At 73.0% G+C, this 24554-nt stretch carries 24 protein-coding genes; 11 read left to right on the forward strand and 13 right to left on the reverse strand.

The genetic code is table 11. The features are described from left to right. Positions 1 to 19: 19 nt before the first annotated feature. Together TCUR_RS20290 and TCUR_RS20295 are read left to right on the forward strand one after the other, a co-directional pair. Positions 20 to 1474, forward strand: a complete 1455-nt coding sequence (locus TCUR_RS20290; protein WP_012854444.1) for a DNA-3-methyladenine glycosylase 2 family protein — start codon at positions 20 to 22, stop codon at positions 1472 to 1474. Next, positions 1471 to 2025 (forward strand): methylated-DNA--[protein]-cysteine S-methyltransferase, encoded by a 555-nt coding sequence (locus TCUR_RS20295; RefSeq protein ID WP_012854445.1) that lies wholly within the window; start codon positions 1471 to 1473, stop codon positions 2023 to 2025. The genes TCUR_RS20290 and TCUR_RS20295 overlap by 4 nt, the downstream gene beginning before the upstream one ends. Here TCUR_RS20295 and TCUR_RS20300 read toward each other — a convergent pair. From TCUR_RS20300 to TCUR_RS20355, 12 genes are all read right to left on the reverse strand, one after another. Then, positions 1979 to 4987 carry a bacterial transcriptional activator domain-containing protein gene (locus TCUR_RS20300; protein WP_012854446.1) on the reverse strand — a complete coding sequence of 1003 codons (3009 nt, stop codon included), beginning with the start codon at positions 4985 to 4987 and terminating at the stop codon, positions 1979 to 1981. The genes TCUR_RS20295 and TCUR_RS20300 overlap by 47 nt on opposite strands. Before the next feature lie 7 nt (positions 4988 to 4994). Further along, positions 4995 to 5444 carry a TadE/TadG family type IV pilus assembly protein gene (locus tag TCUR_RS28425; RefSeq protein WP_012854447.1) on the reverse strand — a complete coding sequence of 150 codons (450 nt, stop codon included), beginning with the start codon at positions 5442 to 5444 and terminating at the stop codon, positions 4995 to 4997. Then, positions 5441 to 5908: a TadE family protein gene (locus TCUR_RS20310; RefSeq protein WP_012854448.1), complete on the reverse strand. Its 468-nt coding sequence runs from the start codon at positions 5906 to 5908 to the stop codon at positions 5441 to 5443. The genes TCUR_RS28425 and TCUR_RS20310 overlap by 4 nt, the downstream gene beginning before the upstream one ends. A gap of 2 nt (positions 5909 to 5910) precedes the next feature. Further along, positions 5911 to 6342 (reverse strand): TadE/TadG family type IV pilus assembly protein, encoded by a 432-nt coding sequence (locus TCUR_RS20315; protein ID WP_012854449.1) that lies wholly within the window; start codon positions 6340 to 6342, stop codon positions 5911 to 5913. A 7-nt stretch (positions 6343 to 6349) separates the two neighbouring features. Continuing rightward, complete coding sequence (locus TCUR_RS20320) at positions 6350 to 6568, reverse strand: hypothetical protein (protein ID WP_012854450.1); 219 nt, start codon at positions 6566 to 6568, stop codon at positions 6350 to 6352. Positions 6569 to 6604: 36 nt separating this feature from the next. Then, a complete protein-coding gene (locus TCUR_RS20325; protein ID WP_041440168.1) occupies positions 6605 to 7513 on the reverse strand; it encodes a type II secretion system F family protein in 909 nt (302 codons plus the stop codon). A gap of 85 nt (positions 7514 to 7598) precedes the next feature. Continuing rightward, entirely contained in the window at positions 7599 to 8594 is a 996-nt protein-coding gene (locus tag TCUR_RS20330; RefSeq protein WP_012854452.1) for a type II secretion system F family protein, read from the reverse strand. Beyond that, a complete protein-coding gene (locus TCUR_RS20335) occupies positions 8591 to 9892 on the reverse strand; it encodes a TadA family conjugal transfer-associated ATPase (protein ID WP_012854453.1) in 1302 nt (433 codons plus the stop codon). The genes TCUR_RS20330 and TCUR_RS20335 overlap by 4 nt, the downstream gene beginning before the upstream one ends. After that, positions 9893 to 10813: a CpaE/TadZ family protein gene (locus tag TCUR_RS20340; RefSeq protein WP_012854454.1), complete on the reverse strand. Its 921-nt coding sequence runs from the start codon at positions 10811 to 10813 to the stop codon at positions 9893 to 9895. 2 nt (positions 10814 to 10815) lie between these two features. Continuing rightward, positions 10816 to 11709 (reverse strand): hypothetical protein, encoded by an 894-nt coding sequence (locus TCUR_RS20345; RefSeq protein ID WP_012854455.1) that lies wholly within the window; start codon positions 11707 to 11709, stop codon positions 10816 to 10818. Positions 11710 to 11936: 227 nt separating this feature from the next. After that, entirely contained in the window at positions 11937 to 12458 is a 522-nt protein-coding gene (locus TCUR_RS20350) for a YbaK/EbsC family protein (RefSeq protein WP_012854456.1), read from the reverse strand. After that, positions 12448 to 13188 (reverse strand): TetR/AcrR family transcriptional regulator, encoded by a 741-nt coding sequence (locus TCUR_RS20355; RefSeq protein ID WP_012854457.1) that lies wholly within the window; start codon positions 13186 to 13188, stop codon positions 12448 to 12450. Before TCUR_RS20355 ends, TCUR_RS20350 begins: the two co-directional genes overlap by 11 nt. A gap of 186 nt (positions 13189 to 13374) precedes the next feature. Between TCUR_RS20355 and TCUR_RS28430 the strand changes: the two genes are divergently transcribed. The 8 genes from TCUR_RS28430 to TCUR_RS25160 all read left to right on the forward strand — a co-directional run bounded on the left by TCUR_RS28430 (position 13375) and on the right by TCUR_RS25160 (position 23084). Further along, entirely contained in the window at positions 13375 to 17883 is a 4509-nt protein-coding gene (locus TCUR_RS28430; protein ID WP_012854458.1) for a type VII secretion EssC family protein, read from the forward strand. A 386-nt stretch (positions 17884 to 18269) separates the two neighbouring features. Then, positions 18270 to 18509 carry a hypothetical protein gene (locus TCUR_RS20365; RefSeq protein ID WP_012854459.1) on the forward strand — a complete coding sequence of 80 codons (240 nt, stop codon included), beginning with the start codon at positions 18270 to 18272 and terminating at the stop codon, positions 18507 to 18509. Between the two features lie 16 nt (positions 18510 to 18525). Beyond that, positions 18526 to 19128 (forward strand): DUF6879 family protein, encoded by a 603-nt coding sequence (locus tag TCUR_RS20370; protein ID WP_012854460.1) that lies wholly within the window; start codon positions 18526 to 18528, stop codon positions 19126 to 19128. Between the two features lie 31 nt (positions 19129 to 19159). Further along, entirely contained in the window at positions 19160 to 19291 is a 132-nt protein-coding gene (locus TCUR_RS28435) for a flagellar basal body-associated FliL family protein (protein ID WP_281055027.1), read from the forward strand. Beyond that, entirely contained in the window at positions 19288 to 19764 is a 477-nt protein-coding gene (locus TCUR_RS20375) for a DUF6082 family protein (RefSeq protein ID WP_012854462.1), read from the forward strand. Before TCUR_RS28435 ends, TCUR_RS20375 begins: the two co-directional genes overlap by 4 nt. Positions 19765 to 20438: 674 nt before the next feature. Beyond that, entirely contained in the window at positions 20439 to 20918 is a 480-nt protein-coding gene (locus TCUR_RS20380; RefSeq protein WP_041440171.1) for a serine/threonine-protein kinase, read from the forward strand. Between the two features lie 214 nt (positions 20919 to 21132). Continuing rightward, the gene (locus TCUR_RS20385) at positions 21133 to 21375 is read left to right on the forward strand and encodes a hypothetical protein (protein ID WP_169313088.1); all 243 of its coding nucleotides are present in this window, start codon (positions 21133 to 21135) and stop codon (positions 21373 to 21375) included. 770 nt (positions 21376 to 22145) lie between these two features. Further along, a complete protein-coding gene (locus TCUR_RS25160; RefSeq protein WP_012854464.1) occupies positions 22146 to 23084 on the forward strand; it encodes a hypothetical protein in 939 nt (312 codons plus the stop codon). A gap of 433 nt (positions 23085 to 23517) precedes the next feature. On the opposite strand, the gene TCUR_RS20395 is transcribed toward TCUR_RS25160, so the two are convergent. Next, positions 23518 to 23871, reverse strand: a complete 354-nt coding sequence (locus tag TCUR_RS20395; RefSeq protein WP_245536910.1) for an ArsR/SmtB family transcription factor — start codon at positions 23869 to 23871, stop codon at positions 23518 to 23520. Between the two features lie 129 nt (positions 23872 to 24000). On the opposite strand from TCUR_RS20395, the gene TCUR_RS20400 reads away from it, so the two are divergent. Beyond that, positions 24001 to 24456, forward strand: coding sequence for a trivalent organoarsenical cleaving protein ArsI (locus TCUR_RS20400; protein ID WP_012854466.1), 456 nt, complete (start codon positions 24001 to 24003; stop codon positions 24454 to 24456). Positions 24457 to 24554: the final 98 nt, after the last annotated feature.

Here is a 24554-nt window from a genome sequence, read left to right on the forward strand (position 1 = left end):
CTGGGGTTTACTCGAAGACGTGCTGGATTTCGACTCCTGCTACCGGGCGATCAGCGCCCGGGACGCCCGGTTCGACGGGCGGTTCTTCACCGCGGTCACCTCGACCGGCGTCTACTGCCGCCCGATCTGCCCGGCGCGCACCCCGGCACGGCACAACGTGCGGTTCTACCGGGACGCGGCGGCGGCCGAGGCGGCCGGGTTCCGCCCCTGCAAACGGTGCCGGCCGGAGGCCGCCCCGGGGTCGGCCGCCTGGGACTTCAAAGGCGACCTGGTGCGGCGGGCGCTGCGGCTGATCGAAGAGGGCGTGGTGGACGAGCAGGGGGTGCGGGGCCTGGCCCGGCGGCTGGCGGTGACCGAACGGCATCTGCACCGGCTGTTCACCGCCGAGCTGGGCGCCTCGCCGCTGGCGGTGGCGCGCAGCCGGCGGCTGCGGCTGGCGTTGCGGCTGCTGCGCGAGACGTCCATGCCGGTGACGGACGTGGCGTTCGCCGCCGGGTTCGGCAGCGTCCGGCAGTTCAACGCGACGCTGCGCGAGGTCTACGGGCAGACGCCCTCCCAGCTGCGCGGGGCGCGGCCGGCCGCCGGCTCCGGGCTGGAGCTGCGGCTGGCGGTGCGCCCGCCGTTCGACGCCCGCGCCCTGCTGGAGTTCCTGGCGTCCCAGGCGATCCCCGGGGTGGAGGAGGCCGGCGCGGAGCGTTACGCCCGCACCGGCCCGGGAGGCTGCCGGATCGAGCTGCTGATGCGGCCGGACCATGTGCTGCTGCGCGTCGACGCCCCCGACCTGCGGGGCGTGGCCCGCCTGGTGGCGCGCTGCCGCAGGCTGCTGGACCTGGACGCCGACCCGCAGGCGGTGAGCCGCACGCTGGGCGCCGACCGGCTGCTGGCCCCGCTGGTGGCGGCGCGGCCGGGGCTGCGGGTGCCGGGCGCCTTCGACGGCTTCGAACTGGCCGTGCGGGCGGTGCTGGGCCGCCTGGCGTCACCGGCGGCGGCCGGCGCCCTGGCCGGACGGCTGGCGGTCCGCTGCGGGCGGCCGCTGCCGGAGCCGGCGGGCACGCTGACCCACTGCTTCCCCACCGCCGCGCAGGTCGCCGGCGCCGACCTGTCCGGCCTGGGCCTCAGCGACGCCCAGCGGCGCGCGCTGCAGGCCCTGGCCCGCGCGGTGGCCGCAGGCGAGCTGGACTTGGACGGCGGCGCCGACCCCGCCGAGACCGCCCGCCGGCTGCTGGAACTGCCCGGCATCGACCCGTGGACGGCCGAGTACGTGGCCATGCGCGCCCTGGGCGACCCGGACGCCTTCCCCGCCACCGACCCGGGCCTGCGCAGCGCCGTGCACGCCCTGGCCGCAGACGGCGCGGCCTCCCCCGCCGAGCTGGTCGGACGCGCCGAACGCTGGCGTCCCTGGCGCGCCTATGCGGCCATGCACCTGTGGACGTCCCTGCCGGCGATCCCGCAACGGACTTTGGAGAAGGTTTGACGATCAACACGACCGTGCTGCAGACCCCGATCGGCCCGCTGGCGCTGCTGGAGCACGACGGCGCCCTGGTCGGAGCCGGTTTCACCGCCGACCCCGCCGAGCTGCACGCGCGATTGCACCCGTCCCTGCGCGCCCTGGAGCTGCGGCCGGTCGGCGACCTGGGCGCCATCACCAAGGCCCACCTCGCCTACTTCGACGGCGACCTGACCGCCTTGGACGCCCTCCCCGTCCACCACCCCGCCTCGCAGCGGCGGGAGCGGTTGTGGCGGGCGCTGCGGCGGGTCGGTCCCGGGCAGACCGTGACCTACGCGGAGCTGGCCGTGCTGGCGGGCATGGACCGCACCGCCGCCCGCGCCGCGGGCCAGGCGTGCGCCCAGAACCTCATCGCCCCGGCCATCCCCTGTCACCGCGTCCTGCCCTCCGGCGGCGCCCCCAAAGGACGCCTGGGCGGCTACTACTACGGCCTGGAGCGCAAGGCGTGGCTGCTGAGCCACGAATCGGCCGTCACCGGTGGGCGACCTGACGCCAGTGCGGCACCAGCTCCTCGATGAGGGCCTCGGTCTCCGGCTGCAGGTGGTCCATCAGCGGGTCGCGGCCGAGCCTGCGGCGCAGCTCGTCCACCACCACCTGCACCTGGGTGGCGTCGCCGGTGGCGTGGGTGGCGCGCAGCAGGTCGCGCCACAGGCCCTCGTCGTCGGGGACCATGCGCAGCCCGGCCCGGGCGGCGTTCACCGCGCCGTGGGCGTCGCCCTCCTCCAGCCGCAGCACGGCCAGGCGGTGGGCGACGTCGATGACGCGGGCGGTGGCCTCGTACTCCAGCTGGTCGGCGGCCAGCCAGCCGTAGCGGCCGCGCGGCCGGTCGGCCAGCAGCGGGCCGCGCACCAGGTCCAGGGCGTAGGACAGGTAGGCGGTCTCGGAGGCCGGTTCGGCCGCCGAACGCCACACCAGCCAGCGGAACACCGACCAGTCCACCCGCACCTCCGAGCCGAGCCGGATGCGTCCGCGCTCGTCGTAGTAGAGGTTGGGACGGCCGCGCGAGTCGCGGCCCAGCCAGTCGGAGACGCGGGCGATGCAGGCGTCGCGCACCCCGGCGCTGACGCCGCGCGGCCAGATCGCCCCGCTCAGCACCGTGGGGTGCACCCCGCCGGGATGGGTGGCCAGGTACACCAGCACCTCGGTGCACAGCGCCCGGCGGCTTTCGTCCATCGGGCCCGGCGCGTCCACCTCGATCGGGCCGAGCAGCCGGATGTCCACTTCGGGACGGTGGTCGAAGGACGGCGGCTGCTCCCCGTCGGCGGGGCCCGGCAGCGGAGCGCCCTGGGTGCGGGAGGCGGTGCGGAACAGGTCGGCCACCGCCTGGTAGTGCTCGGGGCGCACCAGCTGGGCCTGCACGTCGAAGCCCAGCACCCCGGCGTGCAGCCGGCCGTCGGCGGTGACGTCCCAGGTCCAGGTGGCGCCCGGCACCTCGCCGGCGACCAGGTAGCCGGAGGCCATGCGCCGGCCGGTGCGGGCCAGCGCCACCAGGCGGGCCGTCTCGGCGTCGGTGGGCTGGTCGGCCATGATCAGGTAGTGCGGCATCCATGCCTCGCCGAACACGCCGCGGCAGCGGCCGGTCAGCACCGAGTCGGCGCCGGAGGCGGCCAGCGCCTGGCGCACCTCCTCGCTGCGGCCCTCCAGCTCCGGCAGCGCCTCCTGCAGGGAGGCCACGGTGCGGATGCGGTCGGGGGCGATCTCGGCGAGGTTGCGCGCCAGGTCGGGGTCGAAGCCGACCAGGGTGATGCGCATGTGGTCCGACCAGCGGTTGGTGGCCAGCTCCAGGGCGATGGCGGCCAGCGCCGCCCGCCGGGTCTCCTCCGGGCCGCGCACCGCGATCAGCCCCTGGGCGGCCTCCAGGTCCACCAGGATCCGGCCGTTGGCGTTGGTGCCGATGGACACCAGGCCCGGGTAGGGGGCCAGCACGTCGCCCAGCGCGGCCTCCCGCAGGGCGGGCAGCGTGTCGGCCGACAGCCGCCACACCTGCCCGTCGTCGAAGGCGCGCCAGGGCTCGGGCGGGTTGGGGTCGGCGGGGGCGACCCACAGGTCCAGGCTCTCGGCGCCCAGGTGGACGCCGTAGACGGTGGGCAGGGTGCGGCCCCGGTCGGCCAGCGCCCGTGACAGCTGGCGCAGGCTCAGGTCCAGCAGCTGGGCTCCCTCGGGGTCCTGGCCGACGCGCAGCGCCTCCTCGGCGCGGGCGGCCTCCCCCTCGGGACGGGCGATCATGGTGCCGAATCCGCGGTGCCACATCTGCTCGCGGCGCCGCCGGCCCAGCGCCGTCAGCACGCCGGCGGCCAGCAGCGAGGCCGCCGCCAGCCCGTGCGGCCAGCCCAGGTCGATCGACGGCAGCGACAGCCCGGTGACCGGCGGCGGCCCCTCGTCGGCGGGTTCGAGCCGGTGGGCGTGCGGCTGCTGGGCCGGCTCGTCCGGCCGGGCGGGGGCCTGCTCGGCGGGACGCTGCGGGGCCTGCGCGGCCGGCGGCTGCGGGGCCTGTTCGGCGGGCGGCGCAGGGGTCTGCTCAGCGGGCGGCTCGGGGGTCTGTGCGGCGGGTGGTTGCGAAGGCGGAGCAGACGGTGCGGGCGGGGCCTCTTCGGGGGCCTGCCGGGGTGTTTCCCGCCCGTCCTGGCCGCGGGGTTCGGGGTCGGGCTTGGGGTGCCCGTAGCGGAAGTACTCCTCCAGGTCTTCGACCGGCACGACCTGGACGCCGACGGCGTCGGCGGGCATCTCCAGGATCCAGCCGGGCCGGATGAGGCTGGCGTAGGTCAGCTTGCTGCCGTCGGGCTGCACCCGGCCCTTGTTCAGCTCGTAGATCTCCTTGTAGCGGCGGCCCTCGCCCAGGCACCGCTCGGCGATCTCCCACAGGCTCTCGTGGTGGCGGCCCTGCGGCGGCTGCACCCGGTAGATCTTGGTGGTCTGCGTCTTTTCGGTCGGTTCGGCCGCGACGCTCTCGGCGAGGGCGCGCGCCCCTTCTTCGGCCGTGCCGGACGGCTCGGCCCGCGCAAGCGGCGTGGTGGCCGCCACCAGCTGAAAGTGGTCGGTCTGCACCGCGGCCACCGGCGCGGTGGAGGGCATGTCCCGGCCCGAGAAGGCGGGCATGACCGCACTGGCGGTGGTGAACAGCAGCAGCGCGGCCAGCACCAGCCGGTGCACCAGCGGCTGCAGCCCGCCGGCCAGCGGCACCCGGACCGGCACCCCGACGCCGCGGATCCCGGCGTGCACCTCCACCAGGACGCAGACCACCAGTTGCAGCCAGGCCAGCCACACCAGGGTGACCAGCACGGTGATGATCGCCGAGGGGCCGATCCGGCCGGTCAGGTCCTCCAGGGTGGGCATCCGCTCCGGCAGCGGCGAGCCGAAGGCCAGCAGCAGCGCGCACGGCACCCCGACGACCAGCGCCGACAGCGCCACCAGCGCCCCCAGCCCGGCCAGTATCTCCCCGGCGCTGCGCCTGCGGATCCCGACTGCATCGCGTGGTGACATCGTGCCTCTAGGGGGTCTCGCCGGTCTCTGGATGGGCGGATGCCGTCGAGGTCATCGTAAAGTGCCCCAGCCCCGGCACGATGGCCAGCAGCTGCGGCCGCACCCGGATCGTCACGGTGATGCGGACCTCCTCGGCTCCCGGCAGGCAGTCGCGGTCGGCGACCTCCTGCCCGTAGGCGTCCAGCAGGTCGTAGGCGCTGGCGCAGGCGGCGGCGGCGTCGATCCTGGGCTCGCCGGTGGCGCGCAGCGTCTGGACGTCGATTTCGTTGGCGCCGGCGCGGGCGGCCTGTTCAGCCATGTCGGCGGCGCGCTGCCGGGCGTGGATGGCCAGCCCGCCGTCCACCAGCAGCCCCGCCAGCAGCAGCACCGACGGGGTGAGCAGCACGGTGTACATGGCGATGGTGCCGCGGTCGCCGTCCGTCCCGGCCCGCCGCAGGGCTCGTCGCAAGACCTTCACCGGCCCTCCGCTGCAAAGTCGGTGCCCCGGTAGCTGTAGGTGTCGATGGGGGCCACGGCGTTGCCGGTGAACGTGCGGGTGGCCGGCAGCCCCAGGAACATCAGGTCGCCGAGGTCCACGGTGCAGGTCACGGTGACGGCGACCCGCCCGCCGGGCCCCCACTGCCGGGTGTCGGTGGCGATGGCGGGGCCTCCCCGGCACCAGTGGGTGCCGCGCAGGGTGTCGGTGCCGACCCGGTGGGCCAGCCGCCGGGCCTGCTCGGCGCTGCGCGCCACGGAGGCGGCGCGCACCGCGTCGCGGGCCGCCCCGTCGATCTGGCTCTGGGCGTCCACGTAGCGGCCCACGGCGGCCAGCAGCATCAAAAACAGCACGAAGATGGGCGTCATCAACACCAGTTCCAGCGACATGCCGCCGCCGTCGTCCCGCCCGGCGCGGCATATCGCGCGTCTGCTGATCGCCGGCATGGTCACTCGCAGTCGATGTCGCCGTCGTCGGGCCGGAAGCATTCGACCGGGCCGCCGGCCCGCTGGCGCACCTGCAGCGCCCGGCTGCTCAGGAACGGCACGACCCGCACCGCCGTGCCGCTGACCTCCACCCAGCGGTTGTCGTCGGCGTCGGCGTCGGTGACGACCCGCAGGTCGCTCAGCAGCCTGGACCCATAGCCGCGCACCGAGCGCACCGCCCGTTCCCTGGCCTCGGCCCGCCAGGAGCCGCCGGGCTCGCTGCGGGCCACCCGCGCCCCGCTCTGGGCCGCCGCCAGCGCCACATGCCGGGCGTGGAAGATCATCGTGAACTGCACGACGCTGAGGATGACCAGGATCAGGATCGGGGTGAGCAGCGCCAGTTCCATCGACGAGGCGCCCAGGTCCGAGCGCCTGGCCCGTGCCGTGGCCGCCATGCCCCGGTCATTTCTCGTATTGGGTGCTGATGTTGTTGGCGGCGTTGCCGACTTGCGTGCGGACGACCCCGTAGACCGTCAACGCGATGGCGGCCAGCATGCCGGTGATGATCGCCCATTCGATCGCGGACACCCCCAGCCCGCGGTCGGCGGTGCGGGCCCGGTGGATGCGGACGGCGAGCATGGCGCGCAGGTAGATGAGGACGGGGTTGTCGAAGAGGTTCACGAGGGCTCCTCGGGGTCGAAGGTCACACACAGGGGGTCATGTCACCAGTATTCGGATCAGCGCCGGAAATCCCAGGAACACCAGGAAACCGAAGCAGAACAGCAATTGGGCGATCAGCATCGACTGGGAGCGTTCGCCCGCCTTGCCCTCCAGCTCCGACAGTTCCCGGCTGCGCATGGAGGCCGCCCGCGCCGCCAGCGATTGGCGGATCTTGGCGCCGTCGTCGGCCACCAGCGTCAACGCCGCCGCCAGGTCGCGCAGCTCGGCCACGTTCACCTCCTCGCCCAGCCGGCCCAGCGCCTGCCAGGGGGTCTGCCCGACGATCCGGGCGTTGGCCAGCGCCTCCCGGATCCGCACCATCGCCCAGCCGTCGCCCACCTGGGCGGCCGTCATCAGCGCCTCCGGCACGCCCCGGCCGCCGGCCAGGTTCATCGCCACCAGGTCCAAAAAGGCCCCGACCACATGGCGGAAGTCGCGGCGGCGCTGCGCGGCCTCCTGCCGCAGCTGCAGGTCCGGCAGGAAGAAGAAGAACCCCGCCATGATCAGCGCCATCCAGGCGGGCACCGCCAGCGAGTCGCCCAGCCCCACCAGCGCCGCGTACCCCACCAGCACGGGCATGAAGATCAGCGCGGCGGCCGGCAGCAGGAACTTGGTGGCCAAGAACCCCTCGTATGAGCGTTCCAGCAGCGCCAGGTCGGCCCGCACCGACCGCTGCTCCCAGCCCCGCGACTCATAGAAGCGGACCAGCGCGCGTCCCACCCGGGCGCGCAGCCCGCTGATCTCCTCCATGCCGGGGGAGACGCGCCGCTGCCGTTCGGCGGTGTCCTGCGCCCGGGCCCGGTCGAAGGCCGCCAGGCTCGCCGCCAGCCCCGGCCGCGCCGGGAACAGCGCCCGCACCAGCAGGTACAGCCCCAGCCCGACGGTGGCCCCGGCCAGCATCGCCATCGTCACGCCCGCTCACCCCCCTCCGGGCCGGAGGCGCCGTCCCCGCACCGGGAGACCGGGACGCGCTCCGCGCAGCCCACGACCGTCACGACCGGCCACCTCCCGCGGGTCCGGCACCGCCGCCGCCGGCGTCCATGGCGTGGCGGCCGCGCAGCGGCGGGGTGAGGGTGCCCTGCCAGCCGGCCACGGTGGCGGGGACCTCGCGGGGCACGCCGGGACGGGCCTGTGCCGGGGCGCTCAGCAGGCGCTGCGGCATGTCGTAGCGGGCCAGGCGGCGCAGCCACAGGAACGCCGCCGCATACAGGGCGAGCACCACGCACAGCACCATCTGGCCCAGCAGCCCGTCGTAGGGCTCCACATAGGAGCGGTTGAAGATGGTCAGCAGCAGCGCCGTGCCCACCGACACGCCCACCACGACGTTGACGCTGCGCCGGGTGGCCCGCCGGTCGGCCTCCACCCGGCGGCGCATGTCCAGCTCGGCGCGGGCCGAGGCGGACAGCGCGGTGAGCATGTCGCGCAGCCCGGGGCCGCGCAGCCGGGCGTTGAGGATCAGCGCGGCGACCACCAGGTCGGCCGAGGGGTCGTTGAGGTCGTCGGCGAAGCGGCGCAGCGCCTCGGGCATCGGCATGCGGGTGTGCAGCCGGTCCACCAGGGTGCGCAGCGGCTGCTGCAGGGCCGGGGCGGCGGCCCGCACCGAGGAGGGGATGGCCTGTTCCAGCCCGACCGCGCCGGCGATGGTGTCGCGCAGCGACTCGGTCCAGGCGGCCAGGGCCTCCAGCCGGGCCATCGCGCGGCGCTCCTCGGCGGCCCCGCCGACGAGGCCCTCCCAGCCCAGCACCAGCAGGGCGGCGCCGATGGCGGCCACCGGCCAGCGGGTCACCACCAGCACCGCCACCCCGGCGAGCACCGAGACGGCGCTGCGGGTGGTCAGGGTGCGGATCAGCTCTTGGCGGCCGCGCCGCCGCGGGGGCTTGCCGGGCCGCACCGGCAGGCCGCGGATCGCCGCCGCCAGCAGCACCAGCCCGCCGCCGGCCAGGCCGCCGGCGACGATGGCGGCCAGCACGTCCGGGGCGAAGATCACCAGCCACCTCCCGTCGCGGCGTCATAGCCGTAGGCGGCCAGCTCATCGGCGCAGGAGATGGGGGCGGCCGGCACCACGTGCCCGTCGGGGCCCATCGCGAACACCTCCGACGACAGCACCCGCTGGTCGCAGCCGGTGACCTCGCGGACGCTGGAGACGAAGCGGCGCAGCCGGCCGCCGCGGCCGTAGTCGTTGCGTTTTTCGATGAAGACCACGAAGTCGATGGCCCCGGCGATGAGCATGTGGGTGGCCTCCACCGGCAGCCGCTCTTCGGCCTGGATGGCGTAGGTGGCGATCCGGTTGAACACCTCCATGGAGGAGTTGGCGTGGATGGTCGACAGCGACCCGTCGTTGCCCTGGGTCATCGCGTTGAGCATGGTGACGATCTCGTCGCCCAGCACCTCGCCGACGATGACCCGGGAGGGGTTCATGCGCAGCGACCGGCGCACCAGCTCGGCCATGGAGATGGCGCCCTGCCCCTCGGAGTTGGGCAGCCGTTCTTCGAAGGCCACCACGTTGGGGTGCAGGTCGGGGAAGGCGTCCAGCCCCAGTTCCAGGGCGCGTTCCACGGTGATCAGCCGCTCGTGGGGCGGGATCTCGTTGGCCAGGGCGCGCAGCAGGGTGGTCTTCCCGGCGTTGGTGGCCCCGGCGATCATGATGTTCTTGCGGGCCAGCACCGCGGCGCGCAGGAAACGGCCCAGCTCGGGGGTGAGGGTGCCGTTGCCGACCAGGTCCGACAGGAAGACCTTGCCCAGCCGGGCCCGGCGGATCGACAGCGCCGGGCGCACCGTGACGTCCATGACCGCCGACAGCCGGGACCCGTCCGGCAGCCGCAGGTCCAGTTGGGGGTTGGCGGTGTCGAAGGGCCGGGAGGACAGTCCCGAGTAGGCGGCCAGGATCTGGATGAGCTCGATGAGTTCTTCGTCGGAGTCGGCGACCGGCTCGCCCATCACCTCCCGCCCGTCGGCGTAGCTGATGAACACCCGGTCGCAGCCGTTGATGTCGATGTTCTCGATCTCGGGGTCTTCCAGCAGCGGCTGCAGCCGGCCCACCCCGAACAGCGCCGCGTGCACCGCGCCGGCCAGCGCCTCTTCCTCTTCGGCGCTGGGCGGGCGGCGGCCGGCGGCCAGTTCGGCCCGCGCGTACTCCTCCAGCACCTGGGCGATGAGGGCGCGGGCGAACTGCCGTTCGTCCTCGGCCGACATGGGGGGCAGCCCGCTGGCGGCGTCCAGTCTGCGCTGGGCGGCCAGCCGGTCCCCCACTTCCTGGCGCAACCGTTTGACCAGCGCGTGATCCACTTATCGCCCCCTCTCGCGCAGCTGCGCTCCGGACGCCGCGTCCGGCTCGGGTTGCGGCGCGGCGGCGCGGCGGCGTTCGTCGGGACGCGGCACGCCCGGCGGCCAGGGGGTGCGGCCGGCGGCCTGCGGGGCGGCCGGCTGCGGGCCGCGGGGGGTGGCCGACAGGCGTCCGACCAGGGTGGCGGCGACTTCGCGGGCCGAGCGGATCAGCAGGGAGCGGTCCAGCCGCCCGCCCCAGCGGCCGCTCAGCATCTGGGCGCCCTTGGGGTCGAGGGCGAGGCCGCCGAGCACGGTGGCCGGCAGCTGGGAGCCGGTGACGATCCGGTCCACCTCGGCGATGGTGCTGCGGAACTCGCGCGGGTCGGCCAGCACCACGATCCCGATCGGCGGGCCCTCGGGCAGGTCCTTGGCCAGGGCGTTCACCCGTTCCCGCAGGTGGGCGACCTGTTCCAGGGTGGCGCGGCACAGCAGCACCACCATGTCGGCCTCGCGGATCAGATCGATCAGCGGGGAGCCGGCGCCCAGCCGTCCGCAGTCGGCCAGCACGTCCACCGGGGCCAGCCCGGCGAAGGCCCGGCCCAGCGGCCCCCACAGCCAGGTCATGCCCTGGGCCTGCTCGGCGGTGGTGATGCCGACCAGCACGTCCAGCCCGCCCACCAGGCGCTGGCAGTGCTCGGCGATCTGCTCGGGGCGCAGTCCGCGGCGGGCGGTGGCGGCCAGGCTGAGCAGGCCGCGGGAGGGGTTGAGCATGGCGGTGCGCCGGTCGTCGTCGCCGGCCGCCGGCAGCCGGTAGACCAGGTCGCCGCCGGCCTGGTCGCACTCGGCGACCAGCACCGGACGCGGCCAGACCGCCCCCAGCGCCACGGCCGCGGTCGTCACCCCGGGCGCCCCCTTGTCGGCCGCGAGCGCGATCAATGCCACGGTCAGCCCCCGGTCGGGTTGTCGGTGCGGCCGCTAGGCGCGCCGCCTGGGCTTTGCTGTCCCGGGGAGGGAGTGCCCGCCTCACCGGAGGGCGGGGCGGCCCCGTCCTGCCCGCCCGCGGGGTCGGGCGGGTTGGACGGCTTGCCGGCGGGCTTGCCGGCGCCCGGCTGCGGCACCCTGGTGCCCTCGGGCACCAGCGCCACGGCGACCGCCCCGGCGGAGGCGGCCTGGGTGAGCTGCGGCGCGTCGGCGGGCGGCACCGCCACGTCCACCATCGTCTGGTCGCCGCGCAGCCGTTCGTCGTCGCCGCCCTCGATGCCCACCACGATGGCGTCCGCCGACAGCAGCGTGCCGGGCCGCGGGCCGGGGCCCTGGCCGCTGCCGACGGCGTACACGCTGACCCGCTGCCCGGTCTGCAGTTTGGCGGCGGGCATCTGGCCGGGTTTGAGCGCCAGCCCGACCACCACCCGGCCCTGGGCGGCGTCGTTGACGGGGCTGACCATCCCGTCGGTCAGCAGCGCGCCCGCCACCAGCGGGACGGCGGCATAGCCGGTGACCACTTTGTGACGTTCCGACCAGCTGATGTACTCGATGCCGGTGTCGCCGATCTGGACCTCCCGCAGCGCGCTCATCGGGATCTGCTGGCCGGCCGCCACCGGCTGGGCGATCTGGATGGCCGACACCCGCTGACCGCTGACGATCACCAGATAGGCGCTGGTCAGCGCGCCGCCGAGGATGAGCAGCACGGCCAGTGCGGCCAGCGCGGGCTTGCGTTCGCGGGGCGGCACGGGCAGCCGCTGCCCGGTGGCGGCGCCCAGGCCGCCGCGCCCGAGCCCGGCCGTGCCGGCGGGACCGCCGTTCGAACCGCTGGTGACCGTCGACTGACTGGCCTTCATGGGCGTGAATACTCCGATACGGGGGCTGATCGAGCGATCCATGCTCTCGATGCGGGCAAGGCCGCGTCAATGGATTCGTCGAGGATATGCCCTCTTGTAACGCGCGTGGGCTTGGTTACCAGCAAATTCAATGATCACATAATGGCTTACGAGCCGTCACGGCGTCCGCTTACTCGCTTCGGTAAGGCGGATGTCGGTTAACTGGCGTCACATATGTCGCAGACGTCTCAAGCCACCGGGCGGCCCAGCGCGATCACCTCGGCGCTGTCCAGGCCGGCCAGGGCCGCTCCGGGGACCAGCAGCTTGGAGCGGCGCAGCCCGCTGCCGATGACGACCTCGGGCGCGGCCGCGACCGCCTCGTCCACCAGCACCGGCCAGTCCTTCGGCAGGCCGATGGGGGTGATGCCGCCGTACTCCATGCCGGTGAGCCGGGTGGCCTCCGCCATGGGGGCGAAGGACGCCTTGCGCGCGCCCAGGTGGCGGCGCACCGCCCCGTTGATGTCGGCGCGGTGGGTGGCCAGCACCATGCAGGCGGCCATGCGCACCTCCCCGCCCCGCTTGGCGGCCACGATGACGCAGTTGGCGGACGCGCCGAGGGGCACCTTGTAGTGCTCGCAGAACGCGGCGGTGTCGGCCAGCTCCGGGTCGATCTCGGCCACCATCGCCCGCTGCGGCGGCGCCGTGCGGACGGGCTCGGCCAGCAGGTCCGGGCGGGTTTCGGCGGGCACCCAGTCCAGTTCACCGATCATGGGCCGATTCTCCCACCGGCGCCGGCAGGCCGATGAGCGTCCCCAGCTCGGCCACCGCGCGCTCAAACATCGCCGCCCGGTGCTCCAGGACGCCGTTGAACTGGCCGAACAGCTCGAAACTGACCCACCCGTACACCCCTGACCAAGCGGTCATCGCCCGCATGATCACCTCGTCGGGCAGCCCCGGCATGACCTGCCGGCGCACCCGCTCCAGGTCCTCGGCCACGGCCGCTGGAAAGCCCTGCTCCGCCGCGGCGGCCCCGGGCGGGGCGGCCAGCACCCCGGCGCGGTGGGCGTCGGCGACGATGCGGCAGAAGACCAAGGTGGCGCGCAGCGCGGGGGCGACGGTGTCCTGCGGCGCCCGGTAGCCGGGGACGGGGGACCCGTACAGCAGGGCGTACTCGTGCGGGTGGGCCAGCGCCCAGTCACGGACGGCACGGCAGGCGGCCCGCCAGCGTCCCCCGTGGTCGGCGGGGTCGCAGCCGGCGTCGGCGCGCTCCACCGCCCGGCCCAGCGCGGTGTAGCCCTCGATGATCAGCGTGGTGAGCAGGTCGTCCTTGCTGGGGAAATAGCGGTAGATCGCCGAGGAGGCCATGCCCATTTCGCGGGCCACCGCGCGCAGCGACAGCCCGGCCGCCCCCTCGGTGGCCAGGTGCCGCCGGGCGAGCTCCACGATTTCGCGGGTCAGTTCCGCGCGCACCCGTTCCCGCACGCCCCGGCTCCTGCTCATGGCGGCTCTCCCTCCGTCCCCGTCGGGCCGGCGACACGCTAGCAGAGCGGTGCAGGCAAATGAGAGCACCGCTTCCCCATCACCCTTCGGTGCCGATATCGCGGGCCGGGTGTCGCGCAGGCGGCCGGTAATTAAGCTGACCGGCGGGCGCCCGGCTGCGAAAGGGCCGAAGGGCTGGAGGAGTGCATGCGGATCTCGCTCACCGTGCTGACCGGCCGCGGGCCGCGCGACATCGTGATCGATGCGGATTCCGAAATGACCGTGGGAAATGCAACCCAGGCCATTTTCGCAGCCCTGGAGGGCGATTCCGCTGCGTTCGGCGCTTCCGCAGGGCCCGGTGACCGATCACAGCGGGCGCTGTGGGCGAACGGCCGGATGCTGGACCCCCAGGCCCAGGCCGTCCGGGAGCTGCGCGACGGGACGGTGGTGGCCATCGACCGGCGGGCGGCGGCGGCCACGCTGCTGCAGGAGCCGACCGGGCTGGTGGAGGTCCGGGTGGTGGCGGGCCCGGCGGCCGGCGCGGTGCACCGGCTGGGCCTGGGCACCCACACCCTCGGCGGCCGCGACGCCGACCTGATCGTGGACGATCCCGCCATCCCGCCCCGCTCGCTGCGCATCACCGTCCAGCGCGGCTCCGTGGAGGTGGAGGCCTCCTCCCGCACCCGCGCCGTGCTGGACGGGCGGCGCCTGGAGGAGCGGGCGGCATGGCCGTTCGGCGGGATGCTGGCGGTCGGCTCCACCATGCTCAGCCTGGCCCCGTGCACCGCCCCCGACGCGCACCTGGAGCCGCTGCCCGGCGGCGGGCTGGCCTTCAACCGGCCGCCGCGGATCGTCCCGCAGGCGCAGCCGGCGCGCCTGGAGGTGCCGCGCCGCCCCGAACGCGGCCCCCGCGAGCGGCTGCGACTGTTCGGCGCGCTGCTGTTCTCGGCGTTCGGGCTGGTCATGGCGTATGTGCTGGGCCAGTGGTGGTGGGCGCTGCTGGCGCTGAGCTGGCCGCTGATCCAAGTCGGCGAATGGCTGAGCGACCGGCTGCACGGGCGCAAGTCCTACCGGCGGGCGCTGAAGGAGTACCAGGCGCGCAGCGCGTCCTTCGGCGATGAGCTGGAGGCGCTGCGCCGCAGGGACGAGGCCGAGCGGCGGGCGATGTGGCCGGACCCGGCCGAGATACTGATCACCGCGACCGGTCCCCGGCGGCGGCTGTGGGAGCGCCGCATCAGCGACGACGACGCCCTGCACCTGCGGGTGGGGCTGGCCGACCTGCCCGCCCGCATCGAGCTGGTGGGCGACGAGGAGGGCACGGTGCCCACGCCCACCGCCCGCGCCGTCCCGGTGACGCTGGACGTGGGCGAGCTCGGCGTGATCGGGCTGACCGGGCCGCGCGCCGCCTCGCGGGCGCTGGCGCGCTGGCTGGTGGCCCAGGCGGCGGTCCTGCACAGCCCCCGCGACCTGGCCGTCGTGGTGCTGTCGGCCCGCGAGGACGGCGCCGAGCACTGGAACTGGGTGCGCTGGCTGCCGCACTGCGCCCCGCGCCGCGGGGAGGACTGCCTGGCGCTGGTCGGCGCCGACGCCGAATCGGTGGCCCGCCGGGTCACCGAGCTGGCCATCCGCATCACCGAGCGCCGCCGCGACCGGCACGGCGGCGCCGGCCCGCTCGCCGGCTCCCCCGCCGAGCCGGCCGACGCCCCCTTCAACGTGCTGATCGTGCTGGACGGGGCGCGGGCGCTGCGCCGGGTGCCGGGCATGCCGCAGGTGCTCTCCCGCGGCCCCGACTACGGGCTGCACGCCATCTGCATCGACGACGAAGAGCGCCTGCTGCCCGAAGAGTGCGCCGCCGTCATCGCCTGGCAGGAGGACGAGGGGGCGCCCTCCATCGTCCGGCTGCGCGGCCCCGGCCTGGAGGGCGTCGGCCCGGTGCTGGCCGACCAGGTGCCCGCGGCCTGGGCCGAGCGGGTGGCCCGCGCGCTGGCCCCGGTCCGCGACGTCTCCCGCCAGGACGCCGCCGAGACCATGCCCGAGCAGGTCCGGCTGCTGGACCTGCTGGGCATGCCCGACCCCACCCCCGAGCACGTCCGCGCCGCCTGGGACGCCTCGGGAGGCCGCACCACCCGGGTGCCGATCGGCCTGGCCGCCGACGGCCCCTTCCACATCGACCTGCGCACCGACGGCCCGCACGGGCTGATCGCCGGCACCACCGGGGCGGGCAAGTCGGAGCTGCTGCAGACCCTCATCGCCGCCCTGGCGGTGGCCAACCGCCCCGATGAGATGACGTTCGTGCTCATCGACTACAAGGGCGGGGCGGCGTTCGCCGACTGCGCGGCGCTGCCGCACACCGTGGGCATGGTCACCGACCTGGACGGGCACCTGACCGAGCGGGCGCTGCAGTCGCTGTCGGCCGAGCTGCGCCGCCGCGAGGAGATCCTGCTGGCCGCCGGGGCCAAGGACATCGACGACTACGCGGAGCTGCGCGACCGGGCCGCCGCCCCCCGCGGGCCCGGCCGCTACGCCCGCTCCCGCCCGGCCGCCTCGCACGTGGAGCTGCCGCCGCTGCCCCGCCTGGTGCTGGTCATCGACGAGTTCGCGGCGCTGGTGTCCGAGCTGCCGGAGTTCGTGGCCGGCCTGGTGGACATCGGGCGGCGGGGCCGGTCTTTGGGCGTGCACCTGATCTTGGCCACCCAGCGTCCGGCCGGGGTGGTCACCGCCGAGATCCGCGCCAACACCAATTTGCGGATCGCGCTGCGCGTCACCGACCCGCAGGAGTCCACCGACGTGCTCGACTCCCCCGAGGCCGCGCAGATCTCCCCGGCCACCCCCGGCCGCTGCTACGTGCGGTCGGGCACCGCCGTCCCGCAGGCGGTGCAGTCGGCCCGCATCGCCGGCCGCCGCCCGCAGGGCCGGGGCGGGGCCGCGCCGGCCAAAGGCAAGATCACCGTGCGGGACGTCCCCTGGGGGCAGCTGGGCCGGCCGCTGCCGGAGACCGGCCCGGCCGAGGAGGACTCCGGCACCGTCACCGACCTGGCCGTGCTGGTCGGCGCGATCGGCGAGGCCGCGGCCCGCGCCGGCATCGGCCCGCAGCGCTCCCCCTGGCTGGACCCGCTGCCCGAGCGGCTGCGGGTGTCGCTGCGCACCGCCGCCGGCGGCTCGGTGGTGGACGTGCCGCCGATCGAGTTCGGCGTCACCGACCTGCCGGAGACCCAGTCCCGCCAGGCGCTGACGCTGAACCTGGCCGCCGACGGCCACCTGTACATCGCCGGGGCCGCCCAGTCCGGCCGCACCACCGCGCTGCGCACCTTGGCCGGGTCGCTGGCCTCCTCGGTCTCCCCGTTCGACGTGCACCTGTATGCCATCGACTGCGGCGGGGGCGGGCTGCTGCCGCTGGTGGCGCTGCCGCACTGCGGGGCGGTGGTCACCCGCGACCAGATCGACCGCTGCGAGCGGCTGCTGACGGCGCTGGCCAACGAGGTGTCCCGCCGCCAGCAGCTGCTGGCCGGGGCGGGGTTCGCCACGCTGGCCGAGCAGCGCGCCACCGTGGCCTCCTCCGACCGGCTGCCGTGGATGGTGCTGCTGCTGGACCGCTGGGAGGGCTTCGTCGGCGCCTTCGAGCACTACGACTACGGCCGGCTGGTGGACGCCTTCATCCGGCTGCTGCGCGAGGGCGCGGCGGTGGGCCTGCGCGCGGTGTGCACCGGCGACCGCACCGGCCTGAGCGGGCAGATCTCCACCGTCTTCGACCGCCGCCTGGTGCTGCGGATGGCCGACCCCATGGACTACGGCTATGCGGGCCTGAACGACCGGCAGGTCCCGGCGTCCATGCCGCCGGGCCGGGCGCTGGAGCAGCTCGGCCCGGGCCGGCCGCCGCGCGAGTCGCAGATCGGGCTGCTGGCCGACGACGCCTCCGGCGCCGCCCAGGTCGCCGCGCTGCAGGAGATCGCCCGCGCCTGCACCGGACGCTACGGCCGCCTGCCGCGCCGGCTGCGCCCGCTGCACGTGGACGAGCTGCCGGTGCGCGTCACCTACGCCGAGGCCCTGGCGCTGGACCCCGACCACCTGGCGCCCTCCCCGCTGTGGGCGCTGGTCGGCGTCGGCGGCGACACCCTCGGCCCGGTCGGCGTGGACCTGCTCAACCACGGCCCGGCCTTCATGGTGGCCGGCCCGCCCCGCTCGGGCCGCTCCACCGCCCTGCTGACGATGGTCGCCTCCCTGCTGGACCCGGCGGTCGGCGGCGGGCTGGTGCCCGTGCTGCTGCTGACCCCGCGCCGCTCCCCGCTGCAGGCGCTCAAGGGCCGTCCCGGGGTGCTGGGCGTGCTGGACGCCGACGCCACCGAGGACGACCTGCTGGAGGCCATCGGCCGGGAGCACCGCTACGTGGTGGTCGTCGACGACGCCGAGCTGCTGGACGACACCGACCTGGACGACGCCCTGCGCGGCGTGCTGCGCACCGCCCGCGACGGCGAGCACGCCGTGGTGCTGGGCGGCACCACCGAGGACATGAACCGCGGCTACCGGGGCTTCCTGGCGGAGGCCCGCCGCTCCCGCTCGGGCGTGCTGCTGTCGGCGGACTCCCCCGACGACGGCGAGCTGTTCGGCCTGCGCCTGCCCCGCAACTCCGGCGCCCTGGCCGGCCCCACCGGCCGCGGCCTGTTCGTCGTCCAGGGCGCCCACTTCCCCATCCAGGTGGCCCTTCCTCCCGAGGAGTGAGCGCAGGTCCCGCAGAGCCGCCGCCGGCACATCAGGCTCAGGACTTTCATCGAGTCAGGCGAATCATCGGGAAAAGTCACACTCCCCTGATGTCCCGCAAAGCCCCCCGTGATTTCCCGGAGCGATGGAGGATCACGAGGGAGTCCTTCGAGGTTTTGGTGAGGCGGTTACCGGATTTTGGTTTCCCGTTAAAGCGCAGGGCGCCACCGACATCGGCCTTGAACAGGACCTTTACCGCATAACCGGCTCAGCTGCGGGTGAAGGCCGTCCTCGATCGGCCACTGCATTACCACCGCGGAGCATTGTTCCGAGCAACATGCAGGTACAGACTGGAAGCCGAGACATTTCGGGGCGGCCATCAGCCGCAGGGTCACCGTGAGGTTGCGATGAAGGCCATCGGACGGCTCGGGACGACTCCCTCAGAACGCGGCGACACGACCTCGGTGAGCGGTTCGCCGGACATCCTGGCGCTCGATGACGGCTCCTTCGCCGTCATCGGCGTCGACATCACCGACCGGCTCGGACGCCACCCGCTGCCGGACGCGCGGTGCGCGCCGAACGAGCGGATCGTCCAGATCACCCGCGCCACATTGGTTCACGCAAAGAAAGATATTCCGGACGAGTGATGCATCAACCACCTGCATGGATTCTGCAAGACGCACACCGCCTCACCTGGAGGAGTTCCAGCAGGCGTTCGGCGAGGCCTGGAGCCGGCTCAAGCGGCGCTTCCTCAAGGTCGAATGCTGGCAGTCCTACCGGGAGGCCGACGGCGTCCGCTCGCAAAAGGCGTACCAGGAGGGAAAAGCCGAGCTCGCGCGCGAACTGCTCCGTGAGGAGGCCAAAGGCGATCAGCCGCTGTACGAGGAGGTGAACGCCCGGAATCTGGAGTTCACGCGCATCCGGTTGATCTCTCTCCCGCTCACCGACTACCTGCGCTACGAGATGATCAACTATGAGATCCGCCGGGCTTTGGGGGAGAACATCGAATTCGTCACACCTCCCACACCCGTCACCGACTATTTCGACTTCCTGTTGTTCGACGATCACACCGCTCTCATCCACGACTACGGCCCCGGACCGGTGGGCCACCAGGTCGGCGGCTGGGTCACCCGGGCCGCCGAGCCGCTGAAGCATCTGGAGAAACTGGCCTGCGAGCTGCGCACCTATGCGCGACCGTGGCCGAACGTCGGGGAAAAGGGACTTCCGGGACGAAAGACCGTGGACATCGCCGCCACAGTCGCGTAGATGAAGGTGGATGAAGGTAGCCTTCGCAAGCTTGATCCGAGTGGGCCTCGCCATCGTCGTGGGACTGGTGGCGGTGCTCCTGATCGTCTGCGGTCCCATCGTCTACCTGCTGGGCCTGGACGACGAGGAGCTGAACGCCGGGCCGACATCGGCCAGGCAGTGAGCCCCGTGGGCATCTTCTTCTCCGGGGTGGCGTTCCTGGGCATCGCCGCGGCCCTGCTGCTGCAGGGCCGCGAGCTGCGCAATCAGCGTGAGGAACTGGCCATCGCCCGCCAGGAGCAGATCCGCAGCAGCGAACTGGCGATGCGGCAGCTGCACACCGACCTGATCAAGATGGCCATCGAGGACAGCGAGCTCCGCTCGGTGTGGCCCGCCCCGGCCCCGGGCCATGAGACCACCCGCAAGGATCACTACTGCAACCTGATCCTCAATCTGCAGAAGGTCGCCTACGAGACGGGCACCATCGAATTGCAGGAGCTCCGCAGCGCGCTGCGCTTTTTGATGACCAGCCCCGACATGCGCTCGTTCTGGACGCGCAGCCGCACGGCACGGGTGTCCGTGACCGCCGACGACGAGGCCGAGGACACCTTCACCGCCGAGGTCGACGCCGCTTACGCCGCCACCATCGCCCCTTGACCGAGCGTCCGGCTCATCCCGGAGGCCCGCCGGTCGCATGGCCATCTCGCAACAAATATGGCCTACGTCGATCGAGCTGCGAAATTCAAGGCAGCAGGTCACGAGGAAACTATCGCCATATCTTGATCAACTCCACCTTCTACACCAGAGACGGCGGAGGGGCCGACGAAGCCGAAAAAGACTTCTCAAAGACGAAGGAGATGCACTGCAAAGCCAGGGGAACAAAATGCCGCGATCTTCCTGGAACGGGAGACGAGGTATACTACTGACACGAATTCGATCAGATCACCAGCGTTCTATACTTGAAGCGGGTTGTTGCCCCATTCCGACACCGGAACATTTTGATTGAGATCACCTTAAGCACATATATTGAAAAGCCCGACGCCGACCCTCAGTATGAACAGGATGGAATCGAGCTGGCCCGATCTGTTGCGTCGTCCCTGGCCGTCAAAGCCAGATGAGGCGACGGCGTCCGTGCGTAGGTGACCGTGATGTCCGGGATCTAAGGCGCTGGTCATCGACTGCGCGCAGCAGGCCGTTCAGCTCGGTGGTTGCTTCCTCGTCCTGCCAGGCGGCCAAGACCGCTTCGGTCAGCCGCCCGTGGATTTCGGCATCGCCCGCGCGCTGGGCATCATCACCTCCGATGTCGGCAACCCGATCGGCACCCCGTCTGCATGGCCCCCGAGCAGTTCCGGTCCGGGACGATCGGCCCGCACACCGACATGTTCGCCTGGAGTGCCACCATGCCGTGCGCGGCCACCGGCGTGCACGTCTTCAACCCCGGAGGCCTCCGCGCCCCCGCCGCCATCATCCACCGGGTGCTGAACCACCATCCCGGCACCAGTCCGCTGCCCCGGCCTCTGCGCGACCTGGTCGCCGCGGCCCTGTCCAAAGACCCCGCCGAACGCCCCACCGCCTTGGACGCCCCGGTCACCCTGCTCGGCAACCGCCCCCGGTGGGGCACCGCGCCCGAGAACCCCCGCCCCGACTCCGCACGCCCGCAGAGCGCGTCCCCGGCCGCCGATCCGGCCCCGTTCGGCGCTCCCTCACCAGCCACGCCGGCGCGGTCTGGTCGGTGGCGTTCGGGCAGATCGACGGGTACCCCCTCGTCCTGTCCGGGGGTGACGACCGGACCATACGGGCATGGGACCTGACCACCGGGCGGCCGGTGTGCACACGGCTCCTCAGACGGTCTTCCTTCCGGGAAGATCCTGCCGGTGGCGTCCGGGCAGATCGGCAACGCTCCCACCGCCCTGCCCGGCGACGCCGACCCGGCCGTGTGGATCAGGGAGCTGACCACCAGGCGGTCACTCGGCAAGCGACTTGTTCGGCCGGCACCTCAATGGCCACTCCGATTTCGTCAGGTCGGTGGCATCCGGTTGGATCAACGGCATCCCCATCGCCACCTCCGGCGGAGAGGACCGGGGCGTGCGGGTATGGGACTTGCCCAGCCGGCAGCCGCTCGGCCGGCCTCTCACCGGCCGCATCCAGGAGATCCGGTCGGTGGCGTTCGGAGAGATCGGCGGCGCTCTCATCGCGATATCCGGTGGGGACGACGGGATCGTGCGGGTGTGGAGCCTGCGATCACCTTGGTCGGCTCCGCATCCCTGAGTGTCGGGGACCTGAGGTGTTGGTTCAGCCTCATTGCGCCGCGCGGTTTCGGCGGTGACGGTCCGGCGATCGCCTTGAACAGCGTCGCCGGGTCGGTGGCCTCCCCTCGCTCAACGGTGCGCACACCGGCGGCGAACCGGCTTGTGCCGCCGTACAGGGCGGCAGCGAGGGGACCGGTGGTGCCATGGTCCCCTCGCCGGCGTTTCGGCCCACTCCACCAGGCCGTTTCTGCTCGTCCCTTTTCACGCCCGCCCGTGGCACTGAGAACAAGGCGCCGGGAACTTCCTGCCGCGTTCTTGCGTTCGCAGGCCTCGATTACATCCCACTTTCCCCGCGCGGGGCGACCGGCGGCACCGCTTCTCACCGGTCTTCAACGCTCCTCAACGCTGCTGCACGATCATGCACGACACCGGCATGCACGTGCATTCGGAGGCCGAATACCAATCGGTATCAAGGAATCCTCAAAATCTACATGCGCATGACATTTGTGCTACGTCACCATTAACATCGGAGGCCACCAGCCGGCGGAGGCGCTCCACCCTCACGCACCGGCCAAGATCAAAATTCCGCCCGTGGCACGGCGGTTTCATGGCAAAAACCGCAAAGAGGACAAAGATGTCATCGACCGGTCTTATCGGCCTGCCCTTTTCCGGGAGCGGCCTTCTCCGCGATCACTCTCTCGTAAGACCCGCCGGTCGCAGCCGATCATTGCGACTCCGGCGGTCGTCCACCCTGTTCCGGCCGACCGGGCCCGGCGGTCTGGAGAGGGCATGGTGACGGTGGCCGGAGAGCTGGGGGCGACCGGCCGGCTGCTGGCGGAACTGGTCGAGCCGGTCTCGTTCGACGTGGCCGGCATGGACGTCCGCGAGGTACGGCGGCTGCGCGAGAGCAAGCAGCAGAAGCTGACCGGGCTGCGGGCCCGGCTGAATCTGCTGATCACCGGGGCGGTCCAGTTCGAGCTCGACCGCATCGGCGACGACGGCGTGGAGGTGATCGCCGCGGCCGCCGGGATGGCGCCGGAGGAGGTGTGGCGGATCCTGGCCGGGGAGTACCGCACCTCCCCGATCTGGTGGCGCCGGATCGAGCGCGTGCTGATGCTGTGCCGGCCCTCCCAGGAGCCCGAGAAAGTACTGCAGGCCCAGGAGCTGTTCGTGCAGATCGCCCGCCTGGACAAGGAGGTGGGCATCCTGACCCAGCGGGCCGCCGAGCTGCTGCGCCGGCGCCGCGCCGCCCAGCTCTACCCCGCCGGCACCGGACGCCACCCCGATGAGGGCGACGGCGGCAAGGCACCGGCGCCGCGGCCGGCCGAGGCCGACGGCAAGCAGGAGGCACCCGCCCCCGCAGAGAGCGAGGCCCCCGAGACACGGCCCGCCTCGTCATGGCAAACCCCGGCGATTCCGGACCTGCACGGCCATGACCAGCGCCCCGACCCGCTGCAGGCCACCACCGAAGCCGAATTCGTGGCGGCCATGCGGGCCTACCGGATCTGGGCCGGTAACCCCAGCCTGCGCCAGATGCAGGACCGCTGCGGCGGGCAGATCTCCTACTCCACGTTCCGCAACATGCTGGCCGGCACCACCGTGCCCACCCAGCTGGCCACGTTGGAGACCTTCGTGCGAGTGTTGGGCGGCACCGCCGAGGACCTGCAACGCTGGACCACCGCCTGGCGCCGCTTCGCCCTCAGGCAGTCCACCTCCTCCGGCCCGTGACCGTCCCCGGCGTTTCGGACACGCCGTGAGCGGAGGAGGGCCGGGGCGTTGCCGCGGGAGCCGAAGTTGCCGGGACACGCCGTGAACGGGGGCGGGGAGGGCTTGGAGCAGGGCGGGGATGCGCAAGCGCCCCTCTCCGTTCGATCTGGCCGACGAGCAGTGGGCGTTGATCGAATCGCTCCCACCACCGGAGCACTGAGGTTTTCTCCACGATCTGGCGTTCTGAAGACGCGGCCACGCGCCGGGGGCAGGGCGAAGATGCCTCGTGAGGGCGCAGATGGAGCCTCACCGAGCAGGCTGTGGGATTTGCCGGTTCACGAGTGGGGCCCCGCCTGCGGCCTTGTCAGGAAGCGCCACGTTGTAAGGCGGCTGCCGGCTTCGTTGAGAAAGTCTCACCGCAGCTCCTGTGCCCCGTGCCCAGAGGCTCACGGGTTCAGCGGGACGTCGCCGTGAGCGGGCGAGGGTCCAAGAGCGACGAGAGGCGTTCCAGCAGGTGCGGGTTCACCCGGTAGTACACCCAGGTTCCGCGTCGCTCGGAGACGACCAGGCCGGCCTGTTTGAGCACCTTCAGGTGGTGGCTGATCGTCGGGGCGGTCACGTCGAAGGCGCCGGTCAGCTCGCACACGCACACCTCACCGCCCTTGCGGCAGGCGATCAGTGACAGCAGCCGCAGCCGCACCGGGTCGGCGATCGCCTTGAACAGCGGTGCCAGCTCGGCGGCCTCCTCCTCGCTCAGCGGTGCGCACACCAGCGGCGAGCAGCACGCGTCCGCATCTGGGGACGTCACGACCGGCAGTTCTTGATTCGACACCCTTCTAATTTGACATCCGTCTAGATGGAGGCGCAAGCTGAGGTTCAGGCGCTGATTAGACGTTCATCGAATCAGCGCGGATCTTCGGCGCTCAGGAGGAAGCCCATGTCCCGCGTCCAGCTCGCCCTGCGTGTGCCCGACCTGGAAGCCTCGATCGGCTTCTACAGCAAGCTGTTCGGCACCGGGCCCGCCAAGGTCCGGCCCGGCTACGCCAACTTCGCCATCGCCGAGCCTCCGCTCAAGCTCGTCCTCATCGAAGGCGCCGGCGAGGACGCCACCCGGCTGGACCACCTGGGCGTGGAGGTCGAGGACTCCGCCCAGGTCGGCCACGCCGCCCGGCGGCTGAAGGAGTCCGGGCTGGCCACCGTGGAGGAGAACGACACCGCCTGCTGCTACGCCGTCCAGGACAAGGTGTGGGTCACCGGCCCCGGCGGCGAACCCTGGGAGGTGTATGTGGTCAAAGGCGACGCAGACACCCTTGCCAAAGCCGACGACTCCGCCTGCTGCACGCCCCGGGACTCCGGTTCCGCCGGGGCCGCAGTGGGCGCGGACTGCTGCTGACTCGCTCTCTGGGAGCACCGCCTTCCTCCGGCGCACCCGCTGCGGAAGGCGGTGCGGGCCGGAAGGCAGACCGCAGACACCCGGCCTGTGGCGCGGCG

The sequence above is a fragment of the Thermomonospora curvata DSM 43183 genome (assembly GCF_000024385.1).
Classification (GTDB): Bacteria; Actinomycetota; Actinomycetes; order Streptosporangiales; family Streptosporangiaceae; genus Thermomonospora; species Thermomonospora curvata.